The organism is Variovorax sp. 3319 (genome assembly GCF_031456585.1).
In the GTDB taxonomy this organism is placed as follows: Bacteria; Pseudomonadota; Gammaproteobacteria; order Burkholderiales; family Burkholderiaceae_C; genus Variovorax; species Variovorax paradoxus_P.
Genome location: NZ_JAVDUZ010000025.1, coordinates 1 through 12,391 on the forward strand (window position 1 = coordinate 1; position 12,391 = coordinate 12,391).

A 12,391-nucleotide genomic window follows, 5' to 3' on the forward strand; every position below is an offset into this window, starting at 1 on the left:
CACGCGCACCCTGGGCGAGGTCCTGCGCCAGGGCATGGCCAGCGATGCCGAGGGCTTCCAGAAGCATTGGAAGCGTGTGATCGACGCCTGCGAGCACGCAGGCCACCCGTAGCGGAGCTATGACGGGAGGGATCGTGCGATTCGGAAACCGAGATCGTCGATGGTGAAAGTTGGATGGCTTCGCCTGCGATTCGAAGCCAAGCAGCCTCTTTCATCGTCCGCCCAGCCACCCCCTCTGAACACCCTGTAAAGCCCGTAGACCTCCGGATCGTACTGGTCCGAGCACCATTCCCAGACATTGCCGAGCATGTCGTGCAGGCCCCACGCGTTCGGCCCTTTCAGGCCAACAGGCTGGCTGCGCCCTGCCGCGTTTTTGCGGTACCACGCGATGTCGCCGAGCTTTCCATAGCGAGCTTCGCGCGTGCCCGCCCGGCACGCGTATTCCCATTCCGCTTCGCTGGGAAGACGAAAACCGGGCGATGACGACATCTGCTTGAGCCGCACTTCCTGGTCCCTGACCAGATAAACGGGCTCAAGACCGCAGGTTTCAGACAGCTGATTGCAGAACTGCACAGCATCAAACCACGATACCGACTCGACGGGGCAGTCCGCGCCTTCAAACGCCGAGGGCTTGCCTCCAGTTACCGCCTCATACGCCTGCTGTGTGATCGGGGTCGTAGCCAGTTCGAAGCTCTCCATCTGCACTGACCAGACTCTGCCAATCCTGTCATCCCGCATGGCGATCAGGCCGGCCGGAAGCGTAACCATTTCGATATTCAGTGAAGAGAGCCGCTCTTTCATCTGCAAGTAATTGTGGTTGCGCAGCCATGGAGTTCGTAGCGTGGGATCGTGCGCACGGCTCTAATGATCGAGGTTGCGTAGTAAAGCCCTTGTCGGGCACGTTCGGACGGGGTGCGCCGCCTGACTAGCCAAGATGAAGGTAATCTACCTTCAGCACCGCAGGCCATCCTTCGATATGGCAAATGTGCTGCGAAAACGGCGGAAGCCCCATGAACGTAGCGAACATCACTTTGGGGCCCGTCTGAGGCTGTACCCATCGTGTACGCGACATGTCCGCTCCCGCAGCCCTGGCTCGATCAAGCAACGAGTCGCTGGCGCTCCCAACTACAACGCCTTGGCAGAACGCCGCAGCCCGGTCCTTTGCTTTGCCTTCGATGTGAAACACAGCCGCGAAACCCGCGACAACCAAGCACAGGAGCACAAACAATACTTTCATGGATGGCGCCAAGAGGCAATTTCAAGAATGCGAGGATTAGACGGTCAAACACTCAAGTTTTACGGGGCGCGTCTTCCACTCCTGCAGAGGCAGTACCTCGCCCTCCATCAGGTCTCACGGGGGACGACGCCGTCTTCATTTCAGCGGTCGCCGATGTTGCCGTAGATGTGGATCTCAGCCGCCGCCTCAGCGGCTTCGCTCGCAGGGGCGAGTGCTTTGATCTCGAGCCACTTGGCAGCGTTGTTTGTGGGGCTGCTAAAGCTGCTCATTTGTATTCCTTGCTGGATACGAATGTGCCGATGCGCCTCCTGCAAGAGCTCAACAATCCCGCACAACCCGCAGCCGATGCTTGTCTGCCTACCCCCTGGCAAAACGTCGCCCTACCCGGCTTCAGTTCCCTGCAAATGCAGTGCCTTTCTGCCTCATCGAATCGCTAGCATCGGCCACGAGCCGTGAGTTGCAGTCACCGAGCTGCGGCAAACCGAGAAAGCCCGAGAACGTGTCACCTAAATTTCAGCGGTGTATCGGCGATGTCCGCAGTGAAGCAACTCACACCCGCGCATGGACCCAAACTCAATTCCATCCACATGACCGCACACGACCCCAAGCACAGTCCGAGCTGATCACGACGATACCTCCACATCGTCCGAGCGAGACAAAATCGCGATACCGTCGCGGGCCTCGTGTTGACGCAGCTGGTTGTGAGCCTCAGCTATGCGAACCTCTACTCCATCCTAGTGCGCTCCGGGACCTTCGGCTTCTGGCATCCGCTTTGGGCTGTGGCCTCTAGCGCTTGCCTCTATGGCGCGGCAGTGCGACTAGTTGCGAATCGGAGCGCAATCGCCTTTTCGCTGCGGCGGCACGCGGCTTTACACTGTTGGTGCCGGAGTGGGGTTGGCTACATCCTTGGGCGCTCTTCGACGTGCTCAGTGCAGCTGTCGCGATTGCAGGCCTTTGGGTGGCAGCTAGATCGAAATCTGGCCGAACGGAAAAAAACTGACGGACTCGATGAAGTTCTTTTTGATGGACATGGCCGGAGCTACCGCAGGAAAAAATTGACCGGGCTATGGAGTGAACCCATCGACTGGACCACCGGGGTCGTCAGAACTCAGCTGCCCGCTGAGCGAGTTGGGATTCAAATTCGTTGGTGAGCGGTAACCGAGTGCCGAGTGCAGCCGCTTGGCGTTATAGACCTCCTCGATGAACCGGGTCAGCCGCGTTGCCACGTCTGCGAAGGTCTCGTAGCCGGCCAGGTACAGCTCCTCGACTTGAGCGTCTTCATGAAGCTCTCGGCCTGGGCGTTGTGATACGGATTGCCCGGTGAACTCATGGAGCCTCGGAGCCCGGCCTCCTGCAATGCCCGTCGGTAGGGCCCACTTGCATACGGATAACCGCGTTCCGTGTGATGGATGCAGCCCGGCTGCGGCTGTCGGCTTCGGACCGCCGAACGCAGCGCCGCCAGCGCGAGCGGTGTGTCGATGCGCCGCGAGATCGCAAGCCCACGACTTTGGCGCGGTAGTAGAACGTGCTGCGCGGAAGCCCGATCACTTCGCATCCCCGTCGGATAAAGCAGGCTTCGGGCCGGTGATGAGGGAGGAGTTCTCATTCTCGTTGTCGCTGACGAGGCGCAGGCGTGGCGTTTTTTGACGAGCTCGAGCTCCATCATGAGCTGCCCAACCTTGCGCTCCAAGGCTATCTTCGCTTCGTAGTCGGCCACCACAGATGCTTCGGCCTCCTCGTTGCTGAGCTCGCCGCGGTCGAACTGCGTTAACCACATCTGGATGAGATTGGCTGAGAGGGTGTACTTGCGTTGGGCGTCGCGCCTACCCAGGGCGCCTGAGCAAATGTCATTGGCGCAGCTGCAGCTTGAACTGCGCAGAGTGCCTGCGATGCGGACCTCTTGAAGACATGGCCCTTCTCCTTCTATGAAGGCCCAGCCAGCGTATCTGCTCATCTTTCCCCCGTGGTCCAGTCGATGGGGTTCACTCCAATTTCGCGTCAGAGATCGGCGAAATTCAACAGACCAACTCAGCGTCCGAACTGGCGCGCACCCCCAGGGGTCAGAGATCAGTGGAATCCAACATCCAGCGTCAGAGGGGCTGCCGGTACCCACCATCCGTACGCTCCGTGTGTCCTACCTGTGACATACCATCCACCTGGATGGTGGTAGGATGGCGCATGCCATCCAAATCAGTAGCAACGCCTCCTCCTGTCAAAGCGCCGGATTCCGAGAAGATCACGATCAACATGGGCTTCGTCGATCTGGGCCATGTCGACCTGCTCGTGGCGGATGGTTTTTATTCGAATCGCACGGACTTCATCCGTACTGCCATCCGATCGCATCTGGCGTCGCATGCCGACGTGCTGCGCCAAGCGGTGAGCCGAAAGATGCTGGTGCTGGGATTGCAGACCTTTTCGGTCGCCGACTTCGAAGCCGCGCGCGTCGCCGGCGAGAAACTCCAGATTCGGGTACTCGGCTTGGCCGTCATTGAGCCGGATGTCAGTCCCGAGCTCGCCAGTGCAGCCATCGACTCGTTGACAGTGCTCGGTGCACTTCATGCATCCCCCGCTGTCAAGGCGGCGCTGGCAGGACGCATCCGCTAGTTTCATATCCAACTTTTCGGACCAATCAATGAATCCACTTTTCGCGGGCCTGATGGACAAGGCCGCCCTCCTCACGCGCCAAGGGCGCTTGGGCGAAGCTACCGAGGCCATTCAGCGCGCACTGCGAAGCGAGGCCGAGCCACGGCCGGCAGCGTCCGGCGGATCGAACGCACCCACGGTCGTCCCAGAGATCATCGAGGTCGAGGCCCGGGTGATCGACCGGGAGCCACGGGCGCCCTCCCCCGGGTCGGCGGAGGGCACCGAACAATGGGTGAAGGGCACGTTTGCACACCAGGGCCGCAGCATCGACTACATGCTTTTCGTCCCGGCGCCCACCCCAGAGCGGCGGGAGGCGCCGCAGCCGCTGGTCGTGATGCTTCACGGGTGCACCCAGAACGCTGCCGACTTCGCTGTCGGCACGCGCATGAACGAGCACGCACGCGCCTGCGGCGCGATGGTGCTCTATCCCGAACAGACGCAAAGGGCCAATGGCCAGAAATGCTGGAACTGGTTCAAGTCGCAGCATCAGCAACGCGGCCGGGGTGAGCCGGCGCTTCTGGCCGCCCTGACCCAACATGTCACCCAGCAGCAGCACGCCGACCCTCGCAGGATCTACGTGGCAGGCCTGTCTGCGGGGGGCGCGATGGCGGATGTGCTGGGTCATTGCTATCCCGACGTCTACGCTGCGGTGGGCGTGCATTCCGGTCTTCCGCACGGCGCCGCGCATGACGTGGCGTCGGCCTTAAGCGCAATGCAAAGAGGCGCGGCGCCGTCTTTCGGTCATGGGACTGCACCGCGGCCGCCGACCATTGTTTTTCATGGCGATGCAGACAAGACGGTGCATGCCGGCAACGGGCTGGCCGTCTTCGCGGGGGCGACGCCGGCGGAGGTCAAGGAAGGCCAATCCCCGTCGGGGCGGCGCTTCACGCGGACACTCTACGCTGCCCCCAGCGGCTGTGGCGATTCCGAGCATTGGCGCCTTCATGGAGCGGGCCACGCATGGTCCGGCGGAAGCCCGCAAGGCAGCTACACCCAGCCCGAAGGCGTCGACGCCAGCCGCGAGATCCTTCGATTCTTCCTTGGGCATCGATTGGACGACAGCCGCCAAGGCGGACAACCCTCCTAACCAATCCTTTGGAAACGGCGAATGTGTGCACTGCGGCGCTAGCAGGCGGTGCGGTGCCTGTCCGCGGCTTGGCAGTAGTCGAAGAACTCATCGAGTTGGGTCGACTTGTCAAACACCGCATCCGCGCCGGATTCAAGGCAACTCTCGCGCGTCGTGGGAGTTGCATAGTTGGAGAGCACCACAACCCGTTGCTTCGGGCGGCGTCGTGGGTGCACCCAGCGCAAGACGCCGAGGCCGGATCCTTTCTTCAGGAAAAGGTCGACGACCGCGATATCCCACGCATGCTCATGCCGAGCCAGCCACTCGGTTGCTTCCGGTTCCGATTCCGCGACGCCGACCACCTGCGCGAGCCCAAGATCGGCCAGGGCGGGAATCAGATTGTCTCGGATCTGCGGACTGTCCTCGACAAGAAAGATGCACAGTTCCATTCGCTTGCTCCTACACAGCGAAGCTAAACGCATGAAATCGCTCGGTCGTACGCACGGCCAGACGGATCATGTAGGAACCTCCCCACGACCGCGCCATGCTCGAGTCGCGGCCGAGGGTGCCGTGGCCCTGTGGTTCGGAAAAGGTCTTCACGTGCGCACTCAAGCTCGGTGGGCCATCCAGGTGGCCCGGGAAGCATTGAGGAGAACCGCCGCCAATGCCGATACGCAGAATTGCCTCGGCAGCAGAATTCAGCGCGTCCACACCTTGGCGCACGGCCAAGTGCGCGGGCGATCCTCGTCGGACCTCGGATCGAATCGCTGATGCGGTCGACTTCGACAGGCCGCGAGCGCACCCACCACTTCCGAAGCGCGATGCGCAGACCGGCGTGGGCTCTGCGCAAGCCCGAGCTCAAGCAGCGAAACATGAGTCCTATCTAGTTAAGGTCCGTTATGAGGGGTTAGCACTAGAACTTCTCATGTAGGTCTTCGAGGGGCGCCGCAAGCGCGCAGTCCGAGACAGGCATGTCCCGCATGGAATCAGGCAACCGCGCTGCATCCATCAAGCGCCTAATGGCTCCAACGTAAGGATTCGACATGGTGCATATGGATTGCGTACGCAAGGCCCACTCTTACACGACAGACCCTCGCAAGGCCGCGCAGGAGTTCCATGCCATGGTGTCGCAGCCGGGCATGTCGCTGGTGATCTTCTTCTGCTCAAGCGAATACCACCTGGATGCGCTTGCCGAGGAGATGAAGCATCTGTTCGGCGAAGTCCTCGTGGTGGGCTGCACCACCGCCGGAGAGATCGGACCCGCCGGCTTCCGGGACCACAGTCTCGCGGGGGCGAGCTTTGCGGGCAGCCACTTCAGGGTGGTAGCAGGCCAGGTCGACCATTTGCAGCAATTCGAGGTGGATGCGGGTCAAGCCTTCGCCCAGGCGCTGCTGCACAAGCTGATGGCGGAAGGCGCGCCTGCGGACGTGGACAACAGCTTCGCATTGCTGTTGATCGATGGGCTGTCGCTGCGCGAAGAGCCCGTGACACGAGCATTCCAGACGGCATTGGGCAGGCTTGCGTTGCTCGGTGGATCGGCGGGTGACGGCATGAAGTTCGACAAGACCCAGGTTTATTGGGATGGCCAGTTCTGCTCCGACTGTGCAGTGCTGGTGTTGGTGGTGTCCCGAATGCCGTTTCGGATTTTCAAGACGCAACACATCGTTGCCACTGAAGACAGGCTGGTGGTGACCGAGGCGGACGCCTCTTGCCGCGTCGTCAAGGAAATCAACGGCCTGCCGGCAAGCCAGGAGTACGCGCGGATGCTCGGCATCGACGCGTCCGACCTGAACCCCGCGCGATTCGCGGCCTGGCCGGTGGTGCTGACGATCGGCGGGACCACCTATGTGCGTTCGATCCAGAAAGCGAACGCCGATGGCAGCCTGACTTTTTTCTGCGCCATCGAAAACGGGCTGGTCCTGCGGGTGGCCAAGGGCGTGGATCTGTTGCAGAACCTGGAGCAGGCGTTTGCCGAGATACGGGCCGAGATCGGTCCGCCACAGCTCGTTCTGGGTTACGACTGCATCCTGCGCAAGCTGGAGATCACGCAGAGCGCCGCGAGGGAGCGCATCGGCGAAGTCCTGCAGGAGAACAACACGGTCGGCTTTCACACCTACGGCGAGCAGTTCCGCGGCGTGCACGTCAATCAGACGCTCGTCGGCATTGCGTTCGGCGCGAACGCTGTGGAGACAAGCCATGTCTGATGCGACGACGCTGCAGCGCTCCAGTTCGCCAGACCCCTCCTCGAAAGACGAGGCTGCCCGGCTCAACAAGATCATCCGGGCACTGATGGACCGTGCCGAACGCAGCGCGAACGCGCAGGGCTCCGACTTCAATCTCTTCCAGACCACGATCATGCTGGAGGAGCAGGTGCACAGCCGAACCGCGGAACTGGAAGCGGCGCTGCGCGAGAACGAGCAGGTCAACCGGGTGCTGCGCAAGACACAGGCCGACCTGGTCGCGGCGGCACGCTCGGCCGGGATGGCCGAGATCGCCACCAACGTTCTGCACAACGTGGGCAATGTGCTCAACAGCGTCAACGTTTCGGCGGGCCTGATCCTTTCCGGGGTTCGCGCATCCAAGATGGAAGGGCTTGTGCGTGCGGCGCGCCTGATGAACGAGCATGTAGACGACCTGGGCACGTACCTGGCGACCGATGCCAAGGGAAAGATGCTTCCGGGATATCTGGTGCAGTTGACGCCGCTGCTGGTGGCGGAGCAGCGCACTGCCGTTGACGAACTCGTGATGCTGGCCAAGAGCGTCGACCACATCAAGGAGATCATCGCCGCCCAGCAGGCCCATGCCGGGGCCTCCCAACTGATCGAGCCGATACGGATCCATGAGCTTGTCGAGGATGCACTGCGCATGAATGCCGCAGGCCCGTCGCGCCATCAGGTGGTGATGGAGAACGACTTGGCACAGATCCCCGAATTGCCGCTGGACAGGGGGCGGGTCCTGCAAGTGCTGACGAACCTGTTGCGCAACGCCGAGCAAGCCATGGAGGGAGCGCCCGACGACAGCGCTCGGCTCATGCTGCATGCAGAGCTCCTCGGAGATCAGACGCTGCGCATCCGCGTGTCGGACACGGGAGTGGGCATCGCTCCCGAAAACCTGGCGCGGGTCTTCGTGCATGGTTTCACCACCAAGAAGGACGGCCACGGCTTCGGGCTGCACAGCGCGGCCATCGCGGCGCGGGAGATGGGCGGCACACTGGCGGCCCGTAGCGACGGACCCGGCATGGGTGCGACGTTCACGCTGGAACTGCCGATCGGCAAGCCGAGAGAAATGTCATGAGCAAGCCGCAGAACCGCCGCATCCTTCTCGCGGACGACACGCCTGCCATTCACGAGGACTTCCGGAAAATTCTCCTGGCCGAGGCCGCCGCACCGGAGCTGGACGACATGGAGGCCGCGCTGTTTGGCACCGCCGTCAGGAAGAGCGAGGTGGAGTTCGTCCTGGACAGCGCCTACCAGGGGCAGGAAGCGGTTGCCAAGGTGCGCGAGGCACTGGACGCGGACGAGCCCTACGCCATGGCCTTCATCGACATGCGCATGCCCCCGGGCTGGGACGGCGTGGAGACGATCGAGCAGCTGTGGCTGGTGGATCCGCGCCTGCAGATCGTCATTTGCACCGCTTATGCGGACCAGTCGTGGGTGGAAGTGTTCGAGCGCCTGGACGCACGCGACCGCCTGCTGGTGCTCAAGAAGCCTTTCGACCCGATCGAGGCGCGCCAGCTGGCCAGCGCGCTCACCATGAAGTGGCAGATGACGGAAGACGCCGCCTTCAAGCTCAACCAGCTCGAGCAGGCTGTCGAAGAGCGCACCCGCGAGCTGTCGGATGCCAACATCATCGTGCAGAACAGCCCGACCATCCTGTACCGGCTGCGCGGCGAGCCGACCTTTCCTCTGATCTACATCTCGCACAACATCACCAAGTTCGGCCACGATCCGGCCAGCCTCATGGCCAACCCGGACTGGGCAGACGTTCTGATCGACCCGGCCGACCGCGCGGGGGTTGCCGATGCAATGGCTCGCGTGCTCGAGAAGGACGCGGAAGGCGCCTCCATCGAATACCGGCTGTGCACAGGCGACGGCGCGCGGCGGTGGGTGGAGAACCGCTATGTTCCGGTTCGCGACAAGGAAGGCAGGCTCATCGAGGTCGAGGGCATCGTCATCGACATTACCGAACGCAAGGCGGCGGAAGAGCAGTTGGCGCGGCTCGCGCGCACCGACGGGCTCACCGGCCTTGCAAACCGCGCCACGCTGACCGAACGCCTCCACCAGGCCCATGCGGCTGCACGCAGGGGCTCCATGCCCTTTGCGTTGCACTGCCTTGACCTGGACCACTTCAAACCGGTCAATGACACCTTCGGCCATCCGGCCGGCGACTTGCTGCTGCGCGAGGTGGCCCAGCGCCTGAAGAACTGCACGCGCGAAACCGACCTGGTGGCGCGCCTGGGCGGCGACGAATTTGCGGTGCTGCAAAGTGAAATGGGCGAGCCGGCCACCGCGGGCGCACTGGCCGCAAAAATACAGGCGGAGCTTGCGCGCCCCTACATGCTCAACGGCAACGAAGTGCACGTGTCCGCCAGCATCGGTATCTGCCCCTTCATTCAAGGCAGCGAGAGCCCTGACGAAATGCTGGCGCAGGCCGACGCAGCACTCTACCGGTCGAAGGAAGAGGGACGCAATCAATACCGCTTCCACTCGGAAGAACTCGACCTGGAGGTTCGTGCGCGGGTTGCGCTCGGCGAAGACCTGAAGAAGGCGATTGAGCGCGAAGAGCTGGAGCTCTACTACCAGCCGCAGGTCGAGCTGTCTTCGGGAAAGATCGTGGGAGTGGAAGCGCTGCTGCGCTGGCACCATCCGCAGCAGGGGCTGCTCGACGCCGCGGCCTTCGTGCCGATCGCCGAACGCACAGGCGGCATCGTCCTGCTGGGCCGCTGGGTGTTGGATCAGGCGTGCAGGCAGATGAGCCTGTGGCGCGAACAGGGCATGGCGCCGCCGCTGGTGGCGATCAACCTGTCGCTCGGGCAGCTCAGAAAGGGCGCCGAGCTGGTCCGCGACGTGGTGGACTGCCTTGCGAAGTGGCAACTCGACGCATCCGTTCTGGAGTTCGACGTGACGGAGTCGACGCTGGCCCAGATGACATGGACCCACAACGACGTGCTGCCGCAGTTGCGCGCGCTCGGGGCCCGGATCGCCATCGACGACTTCGGCACCGAATACTCGTCGTTCGAATACCTGCGGACCTACCGCGTCAACCACCTGAAGATCGCGCAGTCGATGCTCAAGAGAGCCATCGACGACCCCGACAGCGCAGCCACGGTGCGCGCCATCATGAACCTGGCGCGGGAGGCGCGGATCGGCATCATCGTCGAGGGCCTGGAGACGGAAGCGCAGCGGGCCTTCCTCGGATCGGCCGGCGCCACGACCCTTGCGCAGGGCTACTACTTCAGCGGCGCCGTGGTCGCCAACGAGGTCGGCGACTTTCTGCGCTCGGGCACCATGGCGCAGAGCGAAAGCAGCAAGGCCGAGAACCTGGAACCTCCGCTTGAAGAGGCTCGCGCATGAAAAAGTCATTCCCGGAGCGTCTTGCGACGTGGCGCTTCGCAGCGCGCAGCGGTACTGTTGGACTGTCGCCGGTTGTTGCCGCGCTGCTCACGCATCCGCCCCTTCTGGGGGGACCTTTCGTCGAGATCGGGAAATATCCCTCCAGTGAGCGCCGGCCCGGCTGCTGCGATTGAGAAAATTCTTGGCCGGCTCTCCATCGTCGAGAAGATCGCCCAGCCTGCGGGCGGAGATCGCACTCGGCTTCGGCGTCGTCATCGCGCTGATGCTCGCGTTGGGCATCGCTTTCCATCTCGGCGAACAGCGCTCCGCAACTGCCATCGAGAAGCTGCTGGACCGTGACAACCGGATGGTGGAGTTGAGCCTGCGCAGTTCGCTTGCGATGTACAAGGCGCGCGACGCGGAGAGGGACCTCCTGCTGTCGATGGAGCAGCTTGGGATGGCGCAGGCGAGCGCGCAGTTGCTGCCGGCCTTGAGGAGTCATCTGCGGGACATGAGGGCAGATCTCGCCAGTCTTCGTGACCTCTCGAGCGACCCGCTGCTGAAAAGTGAGGTCGACCAGATCGAGACCCAGATCCAGCAATACGAGAGCGGATTTCTCGCGTTCCTCGCGCAGAATCGCAAGGAGGGGTCGCCAGGTTCGACACTGGGGTTCCGCCAAGCCCATGCCGCCGCGGCTGCTGGCATCGAGTCCTCGGTCGAGACCTTGCATGCCGCTGCGACCCGGCAGGCCCTTCAAACGCGCCGCGACGTCGAACGCGCAGCCGCGTTCTCGCGATGGGCCGCCGTCGCGTTGGTCGCCCTGGCTGCCCTTCTGGGCACGGTGGCCGCGCGGGTCATCTCTCATCGCATCATGGGTTCCATCGAGCAGCTCATCGATTTTTCCCGGCGCGTCGGCGCGGGAGACTTCAATGCGAGAGTGCCGCAAGGCCGCACGGATGAATTCGGCGTCCTCGCGAGCGCGATGAACCAGATGGCCGAGGCGATCGAGAATTCCGAGGTGCTCCTGCAGGGCAGCGCCGACCACCTGAAGCACCAGGCCACGCACGATGAGTTGACGGGGCTCCCGAACCGGGTGCTGCTGGAAGACCGTCTCAGGCAGGCCATTTCGTATGCCGACAGATACGGACGGCTGATGACCGTGGTGTTTATCAACCTCGACGGCTTCAAGCTGGTCAACGACAGCTTGAGCCATAGGGCGGGCGACGAATTGCTGAAGATCATGGCAGGGCGGATGAGCGAGTGCCTGCGCAGCGTGGACACGGTCGTGCGGACGAGCGGCGACGAATTCGTGATCATTTTGTACGACCAGCCCGGCAACGGGACGCAAGTCGCGCAGGCCTTGCAGCGGTTGCTCGACGACATTGCCCGCCCGGTCCAGGTCGATGGCCACGAGGTCCAGGTCACCGGCAGCCTCGGGGTGGCCACCTATCCTGCAGACGGGGCCGACGCCGACGCGTTGCTCATGAACGCCGAAGCTGCCATGTACCGCGCCAAGTCGTCAGGCCGGAACAATTTCCAGTTCTATGCGGAGGAGATGAACCGCGCGACGCGCGACAAGCTCTCGATGCGGGAGGGTTTGCGCCATGCCGTTGCGCGCGGCGAGCTCTACCTCGTGTATCAGCCTCAGGTGGAGATGGGATCGGGCCGAGTGACAGGTGTCGAGGCATTGGTCCGATGGCAGCATCCTGAGCAGGGCCTGGTCTCTCCGGTGCAATTCATTCCGCTGGCAGAAGAGACCGGCCTCATCGTTCCCATCGGCGAATGGGTGCTGCGCACCGCCTGCTTCCAGAACAAGGCCTGGCAGGAGGCCGGGTTGCCCGCCTTCAGCGTCTCGGTCAATGTGTCCGCCCGGCAGTTCAAGGAGCGGACCTT

Annotated in this window: 10 protein-coding genes; 7 read left to right on the top strand and 3 right to left on the bottom strand. The window is 62.9% G+C overall.

The genetic code is table 11. From position 1 onward, the window contains the following. Positions 1 to 117: 117 nt before the first annotated feature. Together J2X67_RS27470 and J2X67_RS27475 are read right to left on the bottom strand one after the other, a co-directional pair. The gene (locus tag J2X67_RS27470) at positions 118 to 801 is read right to left on the bottom strand and encodes an SUMF1/EgtB/PvdO family nonheme iron enzyme (RefSeq protein WP_309958152.1); all 684 of its coding nucleotides are present in this window, start codon (positions 799 to 801) and stop codon (positions 118 to 120) included. 576 nt (positions 802 to 1,377) lie between these two features. Next, positions 1,378 to 1,506 carry a hypothetical protein gene (locus J2X67_RS27475; protein ID WP_309958153.1) on the bottom strand — a complete coding sequence of 43 codons (129 nt, stop codon included), beginning with the start codon at positions 1,504 to 1,506 and terminating at the stop codon, positions 1,378 to 1,380. A 1,909-nt stretch (positions 1,507 to 3,415) separates the two neighbouring features. Between J2X67_RS27475 and J2X67_RS27480 the strand changes: the two genes are divergently transcribed. Next, positions 3,416 to 3,841 (top strand): CopG family transcriptional regulator, encoded by a 426-nt coding sequence (locus J2X67_RS27480; RefSeq protein ID WP_309958154.1) that lies wholly within the window; start codon positions 3,416 to 3,418, stop codon positions 3,839 to 3,841. Positions 3,842 to 3,869: 28 nt separating this feature from the next. Next, positions 3,870 to 4,967, top strand: coding sequence for a PHB depolymerase family esterase (locus tag J2X67_RS27485; protein WP_309958156.1), 1,098 nt, complete (start codon positions 3,870 to 3,872; stop codon positions 4,965 to 4,967). A gap of 38 nt (positions 4,968 to 5,005) precedes the next feature. On the opposite strand, the gene J2X67_RS27490 is transcribed toward J2X67_RS27485, so the two are convergent. Continuing rightward, positions 5,006 to 5,395: a response regulator gene (locus tag J2X67_RS27490; protein WP_281148749.1), complete on the bottom strand. Its 390-nt coding sequence runs from the start codon at positions 5,393 to 5,395 to the stop codon at positions 5,006 to 5,008. 594 nt (positions 5,396 to 5,989) lie between these two features. Here J2X67_RS27490 and nosP point away from each other — a divergent pair. The 5 genes from nosP to J2X67_RS27515 all read left to right on the top strand — a co-directional run. Further along, positions 5,990 to 7,150, top strand: a complete 1,161-nt coding sequence (nosP, locus tag J2X67_RS27495; RefSeq protein ID WP_309958158.1) for a nitric oxide-sensing protein NosP — start codon at positions 5,990 to 5,992, stop codon at positions 7,148 to 7,150. Continuing rightward, a complete protein-coding gene (locus J2X67_RS27500) occupies positions 7,143 to 8,240 on the top strand; it encodes an ATP-binding protein (protein WP_309958159.1) in 1,098 nt (365 codons plus the stop codon). Before nosP ends, J2X67_RS27500 begins: the two co-directional genes overlap by 8 nt. Further along, positions 8,237 to 10,519: an EAL domain-containing protein gene (locus tag J2X67_RS27505; RefSeq protein WP_309958160.1), complete on the top strand. Its 2,283-nt coding sequence runs from the start codon at positions 8,237 to 8,239 to the stop codon at positions 10,517 to 10,519. The genes J2X67_RS27500 and J2X67_RS27505 overlap by 4 nt, the downstream gene beginning before the upstream one ends. Further along, positions 10,516 to 10,692, top strand: coding sequence for a hypothetical protein (locus J2X67_RS27510; protein WP_309958162.1), 177 nt, complete (start codon positions 10,516 to 10,518; stop codon positions 10,690 to 10,692). The genes J2X67_RS27505 and J2X67_RS27510 overlap by 4 nt, the downstream gene beginning before the upstream one ends. Positions 10,693 to 10,700: 8 nt before the next feature. Continuing rightward, the coding region (locus tag J2X67_RS27515; protein WP_309958163.1) for a diguanylate cyclase domain-containing protein at positions 10,701 to 12,391 on the top strand (1,691 nt) is incomplete at its 3' end.